Genomic DNA, 17,301 nt, shown 5'->3' on the forward strand with positions numbered 1-17,301 from the left:
TTGGGTGTTATATGGTCAAGCCTCACGGGCAATTAGTATTGGTTAGCTCAACGCCTCACAGCGCTTACACACCCAACCTATCAACGTCGTAGTCTTCGACGGCCCTTCAGGGGACTCAAGGTCCCAGTGAGATCTCATCTTGAGGCTAGTTTCCCGCTTAGATGCTTTCAGCGGTTATCTATTCCGAACATAGCTACCCGGCAATGCCACTGGCGTGACAACCGGAACACCAGAGGTTCGTCCACTCCGGTCCTCTCGTACTAGGAGCAGCCCCTCTCAAATCTCAAACGTCCACGGCAGATAGGGACCGAACTGTCTCACGACGTTCTAAACCCAGCTCGCGTACCACTTTAAATGGCGAACAGCCATACCCTTGGGACCGGCTTCAGCCCCAGGATGTGATGAGCCGACATCGAGGTGCCAAACACCGCCGTCGATATGAACTCTTGGGCGGTATCAGCCTGTTATCCCCGGAGTACCTTTTATCCGTTGAGCGATGGCCCTTCCATACAGAACCACCGGATCACTAAGACCTACTTTCGTACCTGCTCGACGTGTCTGTCTCGCAGTCAAGCGCGCTTTTGCCTTTATACTCTACGACCGATTTCCGACCGGTCTGAGCGCACCTTCGTACTCCTCCGTTACTCTTTAGGAGGAGACCGCCCCAGTCAAACTACCCACCATACACTGTCCTCGATCCGGATAACGGACCTGAGTTAGAACCTCAAAGTTGCCAGGGTGGTATTTCAAGGTTGGCTCCACGCGAACTGGCGTCCACGCTTCAAAGCCTCCCACCTATCCTACACAAGCAAATTCAAAGTCCAGTGCAAAGCTATAGTAAAGGTTCACGGGGTCTTTCCGTCTAGCCGCGGATACACTGCATCTTCACAGCGATTTCAATTTCACTGAGTCTCGGGTGGAGACAGCGCCGCCATCGTTACGCCATTCGTGCAGGTCGGAACTTACCCGACAAGGAATTTCGCTACCTTAGGACCGTTATAGTTACGGCCGCCGTTTACCGGGGCTTCGATCAAGAGCTTCGCGTTAGCTAACCCCATCAATTAACCTTCCGGCACCGGGCAGGCGTCACACCCTATACGTCCACTTTCGTGTTTGCAGAGTGCTGTGTTTTTAATAAACAGTCGCAGCGGCCTGGTATCTTCGACCGGCGTGGGCTTACGGAGCAAGTCCTTCACCCTCACCGGCGCACCTTCTCCCGAAGTTACGGTGCCATTTTGCCTAGTTCCTTCACCCGAGTTCTCTCAAGCGCCTTGGTATTCTCTACCCAACCACCTGTGTCGGTTTGGGGTACGGTTCCTGGTTACCTGAAGCTTAGAAGCTTTTCTTGGAAGCATGGCATCAACCACTTCGTCACCCAAAGGGTAACTCGTCATCAGCTCTCGGCCTTAGAATCCCGGATTTACCTAAGATTCCAGCCTACCACCTTAAACTTGGACAACCAACGCCAAGCTGGCCTAGCCTTCTCCGTCCCTCCATCGCAATAACCAGAAGTACAGGAATATTAACCTGTTTTCCATCGACTACGCTTTTCAGCCTCGCCTTAGGGACCGACTAACCCTGCGTCGATTAACGTTGCGCAGGAAACCTTGGTCTTTCGGCGTGGGTGTTTTTCACACCCATTGTCGTTACTCATGTCAGCATTCGCACTTCTGATACCTCCAGCAAGCTTCTCAACTCACCTTCACAGGCTTACAGAACGCTCCTCTACCGCATCACCTAAGTGATACCCGTAGCTTCGGTGTATGGTTTGAGCCCCGTTACATCTTCCGCGCAGGCCGACTCGACTAGTGAGCTATTACGCTTTCTTTAAAGGGTGGCTGCTTCTAAGCCAACCTCCTAGCTGTCTAAGCCTTCCCACATCGTTTCCCACTTAACCATAACTTTGGGACCTTAGCTGACGGTCTGGGTTGTTTCCCTTTTCACGACGGACGTTAGCACCCGCCGTGTGTCTCCCATGCTCGGCACTTGTAGGTATTCGGAGTTTGCATCGGTTTGGTAAGTCGGGATGACCCCCTAGCCGAAACAGTGCTCTACCCCCTACAGTGATACATGAGGCGCTACCTAAATAGCTTTCGAGGAGAACCAGCTATCTCCGAGCTTGATTAGCCTTTCACTCCGATCCACAGGTCATCCGCTAACTTTTCAACGGTAGTCGGTTCGGTCCTCCAGTTAGTGTTACCCAACCTTCAACCTGCCCATGGATAGATCGCCCGGTTTCGGGTCTATTCCCAGCGACTAGACGCCCTATTAAGACTCGCTTTCGCTACGCCTCCCCTATTCGGTTAAGCTCGCCACTGAAAATAAGTCGCTGACCCATTATACAAAAGGTACGCAGTCACCTAACAAAGTAGGCTCCCACTGCTTGTACGCATACGGTTTCAGGATCTATTTCACTCCCCTCTCCGGGGTTCTTTTCGCCTTTCCCTCACGGTACTAGTTCACTATCGGTCAGTCAGTAGTATTTAGCCTTGGAGGATGGTCCCCCCATATTCAGACAAAGTTTCTCGTGCTCCGTCCTACTCGATTTCATGACCAAGAGATTTTCGCGTACAGGGCTATCACCCACTATGGCCGCACTTTCCAGAGCGTTCCGCTAATCTCAAAGCCACTTAAGGGCTAGTCCCCGTTCGCTCGCCACTACTAAGGGAATCTCGGTTGATTTCTTTTCCTCAGGGTACTTAGATGTTTCAGTTCCCCTGGTTCGCCTCTTGCACCTATGTATTCAGTACAAGATAACCATCTTATGATGGCTGGGTTCCCCCATTCAGACATCTCCGGATCAAAGTCTGTTTGCCGACTCCCCGAAGCTTTTCGCAGGCTACCACGTCTTTCATCGCCTCTGACTGCCAAGGCATCCACCGTATGCGCTTCTTCACTTGACCATATAACCCCAAGCAATCTGGTTATACTGTGAAGACGACATTCGCCGAAAATTCGAATTTCTCAACTAAGAGAACTCACAAATTTTACCTTAGCCTGATCCGTTACCAGTGAAAGTAACGTCCAGTCTATCTTTCTATCACATACCCAAATTTTTAAAGAACGAACTAGTCAAAGACTAGAAATCAACATTCATCATCGACACCGATGGAATGCTCATTTCTAAGCTTTACTTCAGAAGCAGTAGTGGTGGAGCCAAACGGGATCGAACCGTTGACCTCCTGCGTGCAAGGCAGGCGCTCTCCCAGCTGAGCTATGGCCCCGTATTTCTACAGGCGTTTCCCACACAAAATTGGTGGGTCTGGGCAGATTCGAACTGCCGACCTCACCCTTATCAGGGGTGCGCTCTAACCAACTGAGCTACAGACCCAATTTCGGGCTGCTTCTATATCGTCTTCTTCAATGAATCAAGCAATTCGTGTGGGAGCTCATGGAGCAGCTGAGTCGTCGATTAAGGAGGTGATCCAGCCGCAGGTTCCCCTACGGCTACCTTGTTACGACTTCACCCCAGTCATGAATCACACCGTGGTAACCGTCCTCCCGAAGGTTAGACTAGCTACTTCTGGTGCAACCCACTCCCATGGTGTGACGGGCGGTGTGTACAAGGCCCGGGAACGTATTCACCGCGACATTCTGATTCGCGATTACTAGCGATTCCGACTTCACGCAGTCGAGTTGCAGACTGCGATCCGGACTACGATCGGTTTTGTGGGATTAGCTCCACCTCGCGGCTTGGCAACCCTCTGTACCGACCATTGTAGCACGTGTGTAGCCCAGGCCGTAAGGGCCATGATGACTTGACGTCATCCCCACCTTCCTCCGGTTTGTCACCGGCAGTCTCCTTAGAGTGCCCACCATAACGTGCTGGTAACTAAGGACAAGGGTTGCGCTCGTTACGGGACTTAACCCAACATCTCACGACACGAGCTGACGACAGCCATGCAGCACCTGTCTCAATGTTCCCGAAGGCACCAATCCATCTCTGGAAAGTTCATTGGATGTCAAGGCCTGGTAAGGTTCTTCGCGTTGCTTCGAATTAAACCACATGCTCCACCGCTTGTGCGGGCCCCCGTCAATTCATTTGAGTTTTAACCTTGCGGCCGTACTCCCCAGGCGGTCAACTTAATGCGTTAGCTGCGCCACTAAGAGCTCAAGGCTCCCAACGGCTAGTTGACATCGTTTACGGCGTGGACTACCAGGGTATCTAATCCTGTTTGCTCCCCACGCTTTCGCACCTCAGTGTCAGTATCAGTCCAGGTGGTCGCCTTCGCCACTGGTGTTCCTTCCTATATCTACGCATTTCACCGCTACACAGGAAATTCCACCACCCTCTACCATACTCTAGCTCGTCAGTTTTGAATGCAGTTCCCAGGTTGAGCCCGGGGCTTTCACATCCAACTTAACGAACCACCTACGCGCGCTTTACGCCCAGTAATTCCGATTAACGCTTGCACCCTCTGTATTACCGCGGCTGCTGGCACAGAGTTAGCCGGTGCTTATTCTGTCGGTAACGTCAAAACACTAACGTATTAGGTTAATGCCCTTCCTCCCAACTTAAAGTGCTTTACAATCCGAAGACCTTCTTCACACACGCGGCATGGCTGGATCAGGCTTTCGCCCATTGTCCAATATTCCCCACTGCTGCCTCCCGTAGGAGTCTGGACCGTGTCTCAGTTCCAGTGTGACTGATCATCCTCTCAGACCAGTTACGGATCGTCGCCTTGGTGAGCCATTACCTCACCAACTAGCTAATCCGACCTAGGCTCATCTGATAGCGCAAGGCCCGAAGGTCCCCTGCTTTCTCCCGTAGGACGTATGCGGTATTAGCGTCCCTTTCGAGACGTTGTCCCCCACTACCAGGCAGATTCCTAGGCATTACTCACCCGTCCGCCGCTGAATTCAGGAGCAAGCTCCTGTCATCCGCTCGACTTGCATGTGTTAGGCCTGCCGCCAGCGTTCAATCTGAGCCATGATCAAACTCTTCAGTTCAAACATCTTTGGGTTTTGAGAAAACCCTAAACTTGGCTCAGCAATCGTTGGTTACATCTTTGATTTCTCGCGGAGTAACTTGTGATGCTGATAATCTGTTGACTAGCAGTCTGACTCCACAAGCACCCACACGAATTGCTTGATTCAGTTGTTAAAGAGCGGTTGGTTAAGATCTTTCGTCTCAACCGAGGCGCGCATTCTACAGCAGCCTCATTTGCTGTCAAGTGATTATTTTCAGAAGCTTTCGAGGAATTCCTCAACAACTTCAACCACTTGCGCTTCAGATCTCTCATCAGCGGGAGGCGAATTCTACAGCGTTACACGCTGCTGTCAACACCTCTTTTTCAACTTCCTTTTGGCTTCGATGACCTGAAGCAACCCGCTGCCGAAACCTGCGTAACTCATTGTTTACCAAGGAGTTTTCCGTTTCGACTGCGCCGGAAGTGGGGCGAATTATAGACACCTGAGATCTGCCGTCAAGCACTGATTTGATTTTTCTATCAGGAAGAACAAATTCACTGCTTATATATAGACGCGCCCGCATCGAATGCGCAGTATATTGCTCATCACCAAGAATAACACCCAAGCTCCCAACCCTGGACGATGTCACTCAATGAATGATCAGCCTCGCAGCCTTGCCTCGACCCTGTTTTCGGTCGGCCTGCTAATAATAGCCATGGCATCGATCCAGTCCGGAGCTTCCCTGGCCAAAAGCATGTTCCCTGTCATCGGCGCCCAGGGGACCACAACCCTGCGCCTGATTTTTGCAAGCGTGATCATGTTGCTGCTACTGCGCCCATGGCGCGCAAAGCTCACTGCAAAGTCGCTACGTACCGTCATTGTCTACGGGATGGCACTCGGTGGCATGAACTTCCTCTTCTATATGTCTTTGCGCACTGTGCCTCTGGGCATTGCGGTAGCGCTGGAGTTCACTGGACCATTGGCAGTTGCGATATATGCCTCGCGCCGGGCAATCGACTTTTTGTGGATCGCTCTGGCGGCAGTCGGCCTGCTGCTACTGATACCAATAGGGGCAACAACCGCGGGAATCGATTTGTTGGGCGCCGGCTACGCATTGGGCGCTGGCGTCTGCTGGGCGCTCTATATTCTTTTCGGTCAAAAAGCGGGGGCTGATAATGGTGTGCAGACCGCAGCGCTGGGGGTGATGATTGCTGCCCTGTTCGTTGCTCCCATCGGCATTGTTCATGCTGGCGCCGCACTGCTGACCCCATCATTGATCCCAATAGCCATCGGCGTCGCCATCCTTTCCACCGCCCTCCCCTATACCTTGGAGATGGTCGCCCTCACGCGTATGCCCGCCAGGACCTTCGGCACATTGATGAGCATTGAGCCTGCAATTGGCGCGCTGTCCGGCTTGTTGTTCCTCCATGAATACCTCTCACTGTCACAGTGGATGGCTATTCTGTGCATCATTCTGGCCTCCGTCGGCGCAACCATGACCATGGGCAGCACCGCCAAGCCTGCAGTCGCGGCGGATTGATGCAAGATTTGACGAGGTACTGGTATTTACCGTTCATTTAGGCCATGTTTAGGTCCGCAACCCAATGTCAGACATGGACTTTTCACGACAGGGACATCAGAACGCTTCACGCGAAAGCGAATACTGCCAGACCGGGCGTCAGATCCGGGAATGCACCAAGGACAGCAATGAAACGAATTTTGATATTGATCGCCGTTCTAGCAGTTGCGGGCTGCGCGGCGACCACGAAAACCCAGACCAAACATGGCAAGAGAGGGCTACACATCAACTGCTCGGGGCTGTCATCTTCTTGGGACCAGTGCTACGCCAGTGCCGCCAACTCTTGCAATCCCAAGGGATACAAGGTTATCGCCAAATCGGGTGATGCCGTGGAAGAGCCAGGTGATTATCCGTTTGGCCTCAACCCTGCCGGCTATACCAGCCGCAGCATGATCGTCATCTGCAAGTGATCTGATTTCACACAGTCAGGCTATCGCCCTGCGATCTGACGAGCGATCTCATCATGACTGGACTTCAGCACCTTGCGCTGGAGCTCCGGCGTGGCAAGCATCCGCGCCACCACCAACGCCCCGATGCATTGCGACAGAATGGCCCAAGCCAGACTGTCGCTCGCCAACACCTGCGCCCAACTCTCCTGTAATTGGCAGATCCAGTGCTCCGCCTGCTGCCGAATCAATACGTCGGAACGAGCAATCTCGGCGCCCAGTGCCGGTAGAGCGCATCCGGTTTCCGGGTGTTCGACATGGGACATGCTCAGATAGTGCTTCAAGCAGCGTTCCAGCTTGTCGCGATCCTGATCAGCGCCCAATCGCTCCAGACTTTGGCGCAACTCACGTTCTACGATTGATGCGAACAGTTCGTCCTTCGACGAAAAGTGGCTGTAAAAAGCGCCACCACTCAAGCCGATCGCTTTCATCAAGCCATCGACGCCTACCGTGGAAAAGCCGGACTTCTTGGCCGACACCGCACTGCTTTGCAGCAATTTTTCCTTGGTTTCCAGCTTGTGACTGGCGGAGTAACGCATTGCCCTTCCCTCAGAGTTGATCGCCTTGACGCTGATCGAATCGTAGCATAACGTTCGTTTAGTTAACGATCGTTTAACAAAGGGATCTGCCCATGAATAACAAGAAGGTCGTACTGGTTGTGGGTGCCGGAGACGCCACCGGCGGCGCTATTGCCAAGCGTTTCGCTCAAGAAGGATTTGTCGCCTGCGTCACACGCCGCAGCGCGGACAAACTCCAGCCGCTGGTCGATGCCATCCTGGCCGACGGTGGCGAAGCCCATGGCTTCGCTTGCGATGCGCGCAAAGAAGAAGATGTAGTGGCATTGGTCGAGCAGATTGAAAACGAGATCGGCCCTATCGAAGCGTTCGTCTTCAACATCGGCGCCAATGTGCCTTGCAGTATTCTCGAAGAAACCGCCCGCAAGTATTTCAAGATATGGGAAATGGCCTGTTTCTCAGGTTTCCTCAATGCCCGAGAAGTGGCCAAGCGCATGGCCAAGCGACAACGGGGAACGATCCTGTTCACCGGTGCCACCGCGGGTATGCGTGGTGCGGCAGGATTCGCCGCGTTCGCCGGCGCCAAGCACGGCATTCGTGCGCTGGCGCAAAGCATGGCCCGCGAACTGGGACCGATGAACATTCACGTCGCCCACATCGTGGTCGACGGCGCTATCGATACCGATTTCATCCGGGAAAGCTTTCCCGAGAAATACGCGACCAAGGACCAGGACGGCATTCTCAATCCAGAGCACATTGCCGAGAACTACTGGTACCTGCACAGCCAGCCCCGCGACGCCTGGACCTTTGAGCTTGACCTGCGCCCCTGGAGCGAACGTTGGTAAGCCTTTCCTACAACAATAATGAGAGCGCATCGACCATGAGCAAAACCGTGGAGTTCTATTTCGATCTGGGCAGCCCCGCCACCTATCTCGCATACACCCAGTTGCCGAAAATCTGTGAGCAAACCGACAGCCAACTCATCTACATCCCGTTCCTGCTTGGCGGCGTATTCAAAGCCACCGGTAATGCTTCCCCGGCGACCATTCCAGCCAAAGGTCGCTACATGTTTCAGGACCTCGACCGCTTTGCCAAACGTTACGGCGTGACGCTGAAGTACAATCCGCACTTCCCGATCAACACCTTGATGCTCATGCGCGCCGTCACTGGCATGCAGTTGCGCCACCCCCAGCGTTTCGCAGCGTTCATCGACTGTCTGTTCAAAGCGCTCTGGGTTGAAGGCCGCAGCCTCGATGACCCGGCAACCGTCGCAGCGGTACTGACGCAGAACGGCTTCGATCCCAATGAGGTGCTGGCCCTGACCGCCGACGAGGAAGTCAAAGCCGCACTCAAGGACAACACCGAGAAAGCGGTGCAGCGCGGTGTATTCGGAGCACCGAGCATGTTTGTCGATGATCAACTGTTTTTTGGCCAGGATCGACTGGACTTCGTCTTCGAAGCCCTGCGTTAAATCTCGACCACCAACCGCCCATGAGCGGCTCCCGACCGGAGCAGCTCATGGGCGGCCTCGGCGGTTTGCAGCGTGAACCGATTCGGATCGACTATCGGCAGCAGCTTGCCGCCCTCAATCAAACCTGCCGCTTGCCGAAGAATCTCACCGTGACGCTCGAGCCCCTGGCCAGTCAACAGCGGCAACAACGTGAATACCCCGGAATAGGTCGCCCCACGAAACGAAAGCGGTGCGAGACTGTGCTGACCCCAACCGAGGCAACTCACCACGTGACCGTGATAAACCCGTGCAGCCTTGAAAGACATATCCAGGGTTTCATCCCCCACCGTGTCATAAACAATATCGAAGCCCTCCCCGGCCGTGTGCTGCTCGACATAGTCCTCAACCGAAGATGTACGGTAATCGATAAACGTCGCGCCAAACGCCTCAATGATCCCTTGATGCCGCGCAGACCCCGTGGCAAAGACTTCGGCGCCGAATGCGCGGGCGATTTGTACCGCGACATGTCCGACACCGCCCGCCCCGCCATGAATCAACACTTTCTGCCCCGGCTGGACCCGAGCCCGGTCGACCAACCCTTCCCACGCCGTAATCAGCACCAACGGCAATCCTGCCGCTTCACGCATGTTCAGATTGCCTGGTTTACGCGCCAATAACCGTGTATCGACCACTGCATATTCAGCCAATGAGCCCTGGACTCCACCAATCCCCGTGGCCATGGCGTAGACCTCATCTCCCGGCAGCCAGCCACTGACGCCCTCCCCCAACGCTTCTACGGTTCCCGCCAGATCCATGCCCAACACCGCCGGCAAAGGCTGGCGCGCGTGAGCGGCCTGGCCCGAACGGATCTTCCCGTCCAACGGGTTCACCCCGCTGGCCGCGATCCGTACCAGGACCTGCCCAGCGCCCGGCACTGGCCGGGGAATGGAGGCCAAGCGTAATGGAGCATTAGCCGAGTCAACAATCAGCGCACGCATTTGCAGTGAGTCAGTCATTTCGCCTATTCCTGTCAGAGGTGGTTGTAGGACTGATCTTCCGCTAACCGACTCATGCCGATAAGACGCCATATCGCTATAGTGACTATGCCCTCAACGCATCAATGAGAGACCGCATGGACAAACTCAATGCAATGGCCATTTTCGTGCGGGTCGTCGAGCGCGGCAGTTTTTCCGCTGTCGCCCGAGAGTTGCAGACCAGCCAGCCGACCATCAGCAAAGTGCTGCGGGCACTGGAAACCGAGCTCGGTGGAAAGCTGATTGCGCGCAGCACGCGCAAGTTATCGTTGACTGATGAAGGCCAGCGCTACTACGCCGAATGCCGACAAATTCTCGCTGCAGTGGACGCCGCCGAGCATAGCTTTCAGTCCGGCCGGGAATCCATCGCCGGGCCACTGAGAATCGGTTCCTCCGTCAGCTTCGGGCGCTTGCAGATTGCACCGCGCCTGCCGGAATTCCTCATGCGCCACCCCGAGGTTCAGGTCGACCTGCAACTGAGCGATCAAAATCAGGATTTGGTCAGCGAGGGTCTGGATGTCACGTTCAGGATCGGCGCCTTGAACGACAGCGGCCTCATTGCCCGCCACGTCGGCACCACTTACCGGATAACTGTCGCAGCGCCGGATTACCTGGCGCGACACGGCCAACCGCAAACACCTCAGGAACTCAGCGGGCACAACTGTCTGCTGTTCAATCTGCTGAGCAGTCAGAACCTGTGGATCTACAACAAAGGCGCCCGACGACATGAAGTGCGGATCAAGGGCAATGCGCAGAGCAACAACTCCGAAGCCATTCGCGAGATGGTACTGGGGGGATTGGGGATTTCGTTGTCGCCGGTGTGGCTGTTTAGCGAAGACCTGAAAGCCGGGAGAGTGTTGCCGATCTTGCAGGACTACACCGCGCAGTCGCTGCCGATATATGCCGTGTCCCCGGCGAATCGTCGCCAATCCGCCAGGGTCAAAGCCTTCGTCGACTACATGAGCCGGGCGCTGGAGGCAGCGCCCGAACTGCAAGCAATCAAATAGCCGCGGTGCGGGTGTTCAACCACTCAAGGGCCGCGCCGTCGAGTAACGGGCTCAAACGCTCGCGCACTTCGGCGTGGTAGGCGTTGAACCATTGCTTTTCCTCTTCGCTGAGCAGCGAGGTTTCCAGGCAACGGGTGTCGATCGGGCACAGGGTCAGGGTTTCGAATTTCAGGAATTCGCCGAACTCGCTGCTGCCTGCTTCGCGATTCATCGCCAGGTTCTCAATGCGCACACCCCAGCGGCCCGGACGGTAAGTGCCCGGTTCGATCGAGGTGATCATGCCCGGTTGCATCGCGGTTTGCGGCGCAGGTGCGGCTTGATAGGCGATGACCTGCGGACCTTCGTGAACGTTGAGGAAGTAGCCCACGCCGTGACCAGTGCCGTGACCGTAATCGACGTTTTCTGCCCAGATCGGCGCCCGCGCGATGGCATCGAGCAACGGCGACAGAATGCCTTTCGGGAACTGCGCACGAGACAAGGCGATCACGCCCTTGAGTACGCGGGTGCAATCGCGCTTCTGCTCGGCGGTCGGCGTTCCGACCGGCACCATCCGCGTGATGTCGGTGGTGCCGCCGAGGTACTGACCACCGGAGTCGATCAGCAGCAGACCGTCACCTTCGATCACCGCGTGCTCTTCTTCGGTCGCGTGGTAATGCGGCATGGCGCCGTTGGCGTTGAATGCGGCGATCGTGTTGAAGCTCAGCGACACATAACCCGGACGACGCTCACGGGCAGCGGTGAGTTTTTCGTCGATGGTCAGTTCGGTGATGCGTTCGCGACCCAACGCCGAGTCCAGCCAGGTGAAGAACTCGCACAGCGCCGCGCCGTCCTGCTCCATCGCTTGGCGAATGTGCTCGGCATCGGCCAGGCTTTTCTGCGACTTGGCGAGGGTGGTCGGATTGAGGCCTTCGATCAGTTTGACGCCATCGCTCAGGTTACCCAGCAAACCTGCCGTTACACGCGCCGGATCGACCAGCAGGCTCGCGCCGTTCGGCACCGCACGCAGGGCTTCGGCCACTTCGCTGTAATCACGCAGGGTCACGCCGTCCTGTTCAAGGACCGCACGCAACTCGGCATCGACCTTGCTCAGCGCCACGAACAGGGTAGCTTGTTGCTGGTTGATCAAGGCAAAGGAAACGAACACCGGGTTGAACGACACATCGCCGCCGCGCAGGTTGAACAGCCAGGCGATGTCATCGAGGGTGGCAATGAAATGCCAGTCAGCGCCACGTGCCTGCAAGGTTTCACGCAGCTTGGCGAGTTTTTCGCCACGGCTGACGGTCGCTTGCGGAGGCAAGTGCTGATAGATCGGCTCGTTCGGCAGCGTCGGGCGATCGCTCCAGACTTCGTTCAGCAAGTCGATGTCGGTGCGCAGGCGTGCGCCGCGCTCTTCGAGTTTGCCACCCAGGGTACGCGCCGAGGCCACGGCCATTACTGCACCATCGACCGCGACCACGCCGCCTTCAGGGGTTTGTTCGGCCAGCCAGTCCAGAGGGCTCGGTTGGCCCGGTTGCAACTTGACCAGTTCGATGCCGCTGCCCTTGAGTTCCTTGGTCGCCTGTTCCCAATAACGGCTGTCGGCCCAGACACCGGCAAAATCCGCGGTCACGATCAGCGTACCAACCGAACCATGGAAGCCCGACAACCATTGACGCCCTTGCCAGTAGCCCGGCAGGTATTCGGACAGGTGCGGGTCGGCCGACGGCACCAGAAGCGCATGAATGCCCTCCCGGCTCATCAGTTCGCGGGTTTGCGCCAGGCGCTGGGGCACCGATCCGGTGATCGAAAACTGCGTATTCATCATGACTCCTGCTAACCACTCATCATTGTTGTTTAGTGCCGATCAACGCCGGCGCTTTATCGCCCTATTGCCAGAATGCCGGAGCACTGGCGCAGGCCGTTTTAATCAGTTGTACCGCTTGATCGATATCCTGGTCGGAGGTGAAGCGCCCCAGACTCAAACGGATGGTGCGACTCGCTGCGCGAGCGTCATGCCCCAGCGCCAGCAGCACATGGGACGGCGCATTGCTCGCAGAGTTACAGGCCGACGTCGCGGAAAACGCGATCGAGGCGCTTAGCGCCGCGGAACTGAACTCGCCTTCATTAAAGGTCAGGCTCAGGGTATGCGGGATTCTTTGGGTCGGGCTGCCATTGAGGCGCACGCCCGGAATGCTCAACAGCGGTTCGAGCAGGCGTGCACGCAGTCGTACGATCTTGTCCGCCTCTTCCTCGAATGAAGCCGCCGCCAGGGCGAAGGCCTCGCCCATGGCGACGATCTGATGTGTCGCCAGGGTGCCGGAACGCAAACCGCCTTCGTGACCGCCGCCGTGGATCTGTGCCAGCAAGCGCTGTTGCGCACGAGGCCCGACGTACAGCGCGCCGATGCCTTTGGGGCCGTAGAGTTTGTGCGCCGAGAACGACATCAAGTCCACCGGCCACTCGGCCAGGTCGATTGCTACTTTGCCCGCACCCTGAGCTGCGTCGACATGAAACAACGCGCCGCGCTCACGCACCACCTGGCCGATGGCCGGGATGTCATTGACCGTGCCCAGTTCGTTGTTGACCAGCATCAGCGAGACCAGGAAGGTGTCTTCGCGCATCGCGTCGCTGACCGCTTGCGCCGTAATCAAGCCTTCGGCGTCCGGCACCAGATACGTCACCGCGACGCCGGCGTCCTGCAATTGTTTTGCAGTGTCGAGAATCGCCTTGTGTTCGATCTGGCTGGTGATGATGTGGCCGCCGGCAATGCCGCGCGCCTGGGCGACGCCCTTGAGGGCGAGGTTGTTGGATTCTGTGGCGCCGGAGGTCCAGACGATCTGCTCAGCCTCGGCACCGACCAGTTCAGCGACCTGACGCCGCGCCTGCTCGACGGATTGCCGGGCCTGTTGGCCAAAGAAGTGGGAGCTGGAGGCCGGGTTGCCGAAATTGCCGCTGAAACCCAGACACTCGACCATGACCTTGATGACTCGCTCGTCCACCGGCGTGGTGGCGGCGTAGTCGAAATACAACGGACGTTTATTCATAAAAGACTCGCAGAGCGTGTTCCGGGATCAGGAGGCTCGTGACTGCAAACGGCGAGACGCAGCCTTATGAGCTGCGTCCGGTTTTCAGAACGTTACCAATACCTGATCGGATGCCGTTAAAGAAGTACAACTTCATTTAAAAGTGCGTAGGAACGCTCCTGAAAAGTGAGCTTAACAGGCATCGGGCGACCGATTGAAGCAATGCGTCAGCTAAAGCTTTCGAGCAGGATCGGATACAGCGACGCCACCAGCAGCGCGGCCATGCCCCAGTTGAACAGGCGCAGCCAGCGGCGATCCTTCAAAACGTTGCGCAACAGCGTGCCGCACGCGGCCCAGACACCGACGCTCGGCAGGTTGATCAGCGCGAAAACCGCAGCAATCACGATGACATTGGTGAAGTAGCCTTGCATCGGCGTGTACGTGCTGATGGCGCCGATGGCCATGATCCAGGCCTTGGGATTGACCCACTGGAACGCGGCAGCGCCCAGGTAGCTGATCGGTTTGCCCTCGCCCTTCTCACTGTCCGAGACCGGCCCGGAGTGGGCGATTTTCCACGCCAGATACAGCAAATACGCCGCGCCGACGTAACGCAGCACGGTGTAGAGCACAGGGTAAGTCTGGAACACCGCGCCCAATCCGAAACCGACCGCCACCACCAGCACGAAGAAGCCGCAGGTAATGCCGAGCATATGGGGGATCGTGCGGTTAAAGCCGAAGTTCACGCCGGATGCCAGCAACATCGTGTTGTTCGGGCCGGGCGTGATCGAGGTGACAAGGGCAAACAAAGCGAAGCCCAGCAGCAGATCGAGTGAGAGCGTCATGGGTGGCAGTCCATCAAGGTCAGTCAGGTATTGACCCTATCGCACACCCTCGGCGAAACCCATGGACAGTTACGCGAAAGTTGGACCCGTACAGTTTCGGCTCAGCTTGGGCGACCGTGCAGCTGTACAGCCCGCTCGGCGTTCATTTCGCCCTGCTTGTCGAAGCCATAAGTCTTTTGCGGTTCGCCGAGCAGTTCAGCCTTTTTCGCGTGGTATTCGTCGAAGGACAAGCCACGGCGATTCAACGCCTCCAGCGCCAGTTCCCGGGTTTCTTCGGCGGTATATGGCCGCAATTCCGGGGAAACGTGAGTGGCACATCCGGCCAGTACGGAGACCGCGAGCAGCAAGAAAGTGGCGATTAGAGGTTTCATGTTCGGCGTCCTGGCATCTGGGTTCGGGGCAATGAACACAGGCTACTCGCGCCATTGGATGATCAGAAATCAACGCTTTCGATAGTCGCTATCGAGTTTTCCTAATGCTGCTTTGGTCAGCACTTTATATTCATTAATGATCTATTAATATTTGTTTAATGTCTTTTACGGAATAAAGACAAGCCTTTATAACAACTGCATCGCCTCACGCACTGTTGCTCATGCAACTGTTTGCCGGGCAACAGCCATTCAACAAACAGCCCCTGAAAATCAACAGCGTGGACGGGTGAGTGCGCTGAAAGCCCCGTAATTCCTGGCTCCGAGGGATTGGTACAGCTCTTGCTCAACCGAGTGACTACTCACTGCTCGCTGAGCAACTGTTTAAAAAGGAACTGATCATGTCGCGTCCATTGAAAGTCGTCGCCGTTTCCGGCGGCACCTGGCGTCCATCCCGCACGCTGGTGCTGACCCAGGCGCTGTTGGCGCAGTTGGCTGAGCAACTGCCTATCGAAACCAGGCTGATCGAGCTGGGTGACATCGCCCGGCCACTGGGCGCGGCGCTGTCCCGTCAGGAGTTGAGCGCGGACATCGAAGCCGAACTGCAAGCGATCGAAAACGCCGACCTACTGATCGTCGCCGCGCCCGTCTATCGCGGCTCCTATCCGGGGCTGCTCAAGCACTTGTTCGACCTGATCGATTTGAACGCGTTGATCAACACGCCTGTGCTGCTGGCCGCCACCGGTGGCAGTGAGCGCCATGCGCTGGTGCTCGATCATCAATTGCGACCGCTGTTCAGTTTCTTTCAGGCGCTGACCTTGCCGATTGGTGTCTACGCCACCGAAGCCGATTTCTCTAATTACCAGATAACCAGTGAACTTCTAAAGGCCCGCATTCAACTGGCCGCAGAACGCGCCGCGCCATTGTTCGGCGTGCACCCCAACAATCTGCTGAAAATCGCTTAAGGATTTGTTCATGGATGTTTTCTGGTTTCTGCCAACCCACGGCGACGGTCACTATCTGGGCACCACTCAGGGCGCACGCCCGGTAACCCTCAACTATTTGAAACAGGTGGCACAGGCCGCCGACAGCCTGGGTTATCACGGTGTGTTGATTCCTACCGGGCGCTCTTGCGAAGACTCGTGGGTGATCGCTTCGGCGCTGGTGCCGTTGACCGAGCGCTTGCGTTATCTGGTGGCGATCCGCCCGGGGATCATTTCGCCGACCGTGTCGGCGCGCATGGCGGCGACGCTGGACCGTTTGTCCAACGGCCGCTTGCTGATCAATGTGGTGACTGGCGGCGACCCGGATGAAAACCGTGGCGATGGCAGCTTCCTCGATCACAGCGAACGCTACGAAGTCACCGACGAATTCTTGAAAATCTGGCGCCGGGTGTTGCAAGGCGAAGCGGTGGACTTCGAGGGTAAACACCTGCGCGTGCAGAACGCCAAGGCACTGTATCCACCGGTGCAGAAACCGTATCCGCCGTTGTATTTCGGCGGCTCGTCCGACGCGGCCCACGACCTGGCCGCGGAACAGGTCGATGTCTACCTGACCTGGGGCGAACCACCGGCCGCCGTGGCGCAAAAACTCGCCGATGTGCGTGAGCGTGCGGCGCGGAACGGACGCACGGTGAAGTTCGGGATTCGCCTGCACGTGATCGTGCGCGAAACCGCCGAAGAGGCCTGGAAAGCCGCCGACAAATTGATCGAACACATCAGCGACGAGACCATCGCCGCTGCGCAGCAATCGTTCTCGCGGTTTGACTCGGAAGGCCAACGGCGCATGGCCGCTTTGCATGACGGGCGTCGCGACAACCTGGAAATTGCACCCAACCTGTGGGCCGGCGTCGGTCTGGTACGGGGCGGGGCCGGGACAGCGCTGGTCGGTGATCCACAGCAAGTGGCGGCGCGCATCAAGGAGTACGCGGACCTGGGGATCGAGAGTTTCATCTTCTCCGGTTACCCGCACCTCGAAGAGGCTTATCGCTTTGCCGAGCTGGTGTTCCCGCTGCTGCCCGAGCCGTACGCCAGCCTAGCCGGGCGTGGTGTGACCAACCTCACGGGGCCGTTTGGCGAAATGATTGCCAATGATGTGTTGCCGACCAAAGCCACGGCCTGACCCACGCAATACCTGTAGGAGCGAGC

13 protein-coding genes, 2 tRNA genes and 2 rRNA genes are annotated in these 17,301 nt (G+C 56.7%); 7 read left to right on the top strand and 10 right to left on the bottom strand.

The genetic code is table 11. The annotated features are described in order from the left end of the window. Nucleotides 1-11 precede the first annotated feature (11 nt). The 4 genes from V6Z53_RS24085 to V6Z53_RS24100 form a co-directional block, all read right to left on the bottom strand. A 23S ribosomal RNA gene (locus V6Z53_RS24085) occupies nt 12-2,903 on the bottom strand. A gap of 245 nt (nt 2,904-3,148) precedes the next feature. Beyond that, nucleotides 3,149-3,224: transfer RNA gene (locus tag V6Z53_RS24090), tRNA-Ala, on the bottom strand. Between the two features lie 30 nt (nt 3,225-3,254). Continuing rightward, nucleotides 3,255-3,331, bottom strand: a tRNA-Ile gene (locus tag V6Z53_RS24095). Between the two features lie 82 nt (nt 3,332-3,413). Continuing rightward, nucleotides 3,414-4,950: ribosomal RNA gene (locus V6Z53_RS24100) — 16S ribosomal RNA — on the bottom strand. Together the 16S and 23S rRNA genes with 2 tRNA genes alongside form the textbook arrangement of a ribosomal RNA operon. 613 nt (nt 4,951-5,563) lie before the next feature. On the opposite strand from V6Z53_RS24100, the gene rhtA reads away from it, so the two are divergent. Beyond that, nucleotides 5,564-6,451 (top strand): threonine/homoserine exporter RhtA, encoded by an 888-nt coding sequence (gene rhtA / locus V6Z53_RS24105; protein ID WP_338582137.1) that lies wholly within the window; start codon nt 5,564-5,566, stop codon nt 6,449-6,451. Between the two features lie 167 nt (nt 6,452-6,618). Beyond that, on the top strand, nt 6,619-6,900 hold the full coding sequence (locus tag V6Z53_RS24110; protein WP_338582138.1) for a hypothetical protein: 282 nt from the start codon (nt 6,619-6,621) through the stop codon (nt 6,898-6,900). A gap of 20 nt (nt 6,901-6,920) precedes the next feature. On the opposite strand, the gene V6Z53_RS24115 is transcribed toward V6Z53_RS24110, so the two are convergent. Continuing rightward, nucleotides 6,921-7,475: a TetR/AcrR family transcriptional regulator gene (locus V6Z53_RS24115; RefSeq protein ID WP_338582139.1), complete on the bottom strand. Its 555-nt coding sequence runs from the start codon at nt 7,473-7,475 to the stop codon at nt 6,921-6,923. 92 nt (nt 7,476-7,567) lie between these two features. On the opposite strand from V6Z53_RS24115, the gene V6Z53_RS24120 reads away from it, so the two are divergent. Both V6Z53_RS24120 and V6Z53_RS24125 read left to right on the top strand, forming a co-directional pair. Next, nucleotides 7,568-8,296: an SDR family oxidoreductase gene (locus V6Z53_RS24120; protein WP_338582141.1), complete on the top strand. Its 729-nt coding sequence runs from the start codon at nt 7,568-7,570 to the stop codon at nt 8,294-8,296. A gap of 35 nt (nt 8,297-8,331) precedes the next feature. After that, nucleotides 8,332-8,922, top strand: coding sequence for a 2-hydroxychromene-2-carboxylate isomerase (locus V6Z53_RS24125; protein WP_338582142.1), 591 nt, complete (start codon nt 8,332-8,334; stop codon nt 8,920-8,922). Here V6Z53_RS24125 and V6Z53_RS24130 read toward each other — a convergent pair. Continuing rightward, nucleotides 8,919-9,917, bottom strand: coding sequence for a zinc-dependent alcohol dehydrogenase family protein (locus V6Z53_RS24130; protein ID WP_338582143.1), 999 nt, complete (start codon nt 9,915-9,917; stop codon nt 8,919-8,921). The genes V6Z53_RS24125 and V6Z53_RS24130 overlap by 4 nt on opposite strands. Nucleotides 9,918-10,033: 116 nt before the next feature. Between V6Z53_RS24130 and V6Z53_RS24135 the strand changes: the two genes are divergently transcribed. Beyond that, on the top strand, nt 10,034-10,942 hold the full coding sequence (locus V6Z53_RS24135; protein ID WP_338582144.1) for a LysR family transcriptional regulator: 909 nt from the start codon (nt 10,034-10,036) through the stop codon (nt 10,940-10,942). On the opposite strand, the gene V6Z53_RS24140 is transcribed toward V6Z53_RS24135, so the two are convergent. From V6Z53_RS24140 to V6Z53_RS24155, 4 genes are all read right to left on the bottom strand, one after another. After that, on the bottom strand, nt 10,935-12,743 hold the full coding sequence (locus tag V6Z53_RS24140) for an aminopeptidase P family protein (RefSeq protein WP_338582145.1): 1,809 nt from the start codon (nt 12,741-12,743) through the stop codon (nt 10,935-10,937). The two genes, V6Z53_RS24135 and V6Z53_RS24140, sit on opposite strands and share 8 nt — an antisense overlap. A gap of 64 nt (nt 12,744-12,807) precedes the next feature. Continuing rightward, on the bottom strand, nt 12,808-13,965 hold the full coding sequence (locus V6Z53_RS24145) for an aminotransferase class V-fold PLP-dependent enzyme (protein WP_338582146.1): 1,158 nt from the start codon (nt 13,963-13,965) through the stop codon (nt 12,808-12,810). 206 nt (nt 13,966-14,171) lie between these two features. Continuing rightward, nucleotides 14,172-14,786: a LysE family translocator gene (locus V6Z53_RS24150; RefSeq protein ID WP_338582147.1), complete on the bottom strand. Its 615-nt coding sequence runs from the start codon at nt 14,784-14,786 to the stop codon at nt 14,172-14,174. A gap of 101 nt (nt 14,787-14,887) precedes the next feature. Beyond that, nucleotides 14,888-15,157: a hypothetical protein gene (locus tag V6Z53_RS24155; protein WP_338582148.1), complete on the bottom strand. Its 270-nt coding sequence runs from the start codon at nt 15,155-15,157 to the stop codon at nt 14,888-14,890. A gap of 398 nt (nt 15,158-15,555) precedes the next feature. On the opposite strand from V6Z53_RS24155, the gene msuE reads away from it, so the two are divergent. Both msuE and ssuD read left to right on the top strand, forming a co-directional pair. After that, entirely contained in the window at nt 15,556-16,119 is a 564-nt protein-coding gene (gene msuE, locus V6Z53_RS24160) for an FMN reductase (RefSeq protein ID WP_338582149.1), read from the top strand. Nucleotides 16,120-16,129: 10 nt separating this feature from the next. Then, entirely contained in the window at nt 16,130-17,275 is a 1,146-nt protein-coding gene (ssuD, locus tag V6Z53_RS24165; protein WP_338582150.1) for an FMNH2-dependent alkanesulfonate monooxygenase, read from the top strand. Nucleotides 17,276-17,301: the final 26 nt, after the last annotated feature.

The sequence above is a fragment of the Pseudomonas sp. MAG733B genome, from assembly GCF_036884845.1.
Taxonomy (GTDB): Bacteria; Pseudomonadota; Gammaproteobacteria; order Pseudomonadales; family Pseudomonadaceae; genus Aquipseudomonas.

Excerpts from the sequence above, each read along its gene's own strand:
- rhtA (WP_338582137.1), top strand. The coding sequence starts at position 5,564 with ATGAATGATCAGCCTCGCAGCCTTGCCTCGACCCTGTTTTCGGTCGGC.
- V6Z53_RS24110 (WP_338582138.1), top strand. The coding sequence starts at position 6,619 with ATGAAACGAATTTTGATATTGATCGCCGTTCTAGCAGTTGCGGGCTGC.
- V6Z53_RS24115 (WP_338582139.1), bottom strand. The coding sequence starts at position 7,475 with ATGCGTTACTCCGCCAGTCACAAGCTGGAAACCAAGGAAAAATTGCTG.
- V6Z53_RS24120 (WP_338582141.1), top strand. The coding sequence starts at position 7,568 with ATGAATAACAAGAAGGTCGTACTGGTTGTGGGTGCCGGAGACGCCACC.
- V6Z53_RS24125 (WP_338582142.1), top strand. The coding sequence starts at position 8,332 with ATGAGCAAAACCGTGGAGTTCTATTTCGATCTGGGCAGCCCCGCCACC.
- V6Z53_RS24130 (WP_338582143.1), bottom strand. The coding sequence starts at position 9,917 with ATGACTGACTCACTGCAAATGCGTGCGCTGATTGTTGACTCGGCTAAT.
- V6Z53_RS24135 (WP_338582144.1), top strand. The coding sequence starts at position 10,034 with ATGGACAAACTCAATGCAATGGCCATTTTCGTGCGGGTCGTCGAGCGC.
- V6Z53_RS24140 (WP_338582145.1), bottom strand. The coding sequence starts at position 12,743 with ATGAATACGCAGTTTTCGATCACCGGATCGGTGCCCCAGCGCCTGGCG.
- V6Z53_RS24145 (WP_338582146.1), bottom strand. The coding sequence starts at position 13,965 with ATGAATAAACGTCCGTTGTATTTCGACTACGCCGCCACCACGCCGGTG.
- V6Z53_RS24150 (WP_338582147.1), bottom strand. The coding sequence starts at position 14,786 with ATGACGCTCTCACTCGATCTGCTGCTGGGCTTCGCTTTGTTTGCCCTT.
- V6Z53_RS24155 (WP_338582148.1), bottom strand. The coding sequence starts at position 15,157 with ATGAAACCTCTAATCGCCACTTTCTTGCTGCTCGCGGTCTCCGTACTG.
- msuE (WP_338582149.1), top strand. The coding sequence starts at position 15,556 with ATGTCGCGTCCATTGAAAGTCGTCGCCGTTTCCGGCGGCACCTGGCGT.
- ssuD (WP_338582150.1), top strand. The coding sequence starts at position 16,130 with ATGGATGTTTTCTGGTTTCTGCCAACCCACGGCGACGGTCACTATCTG.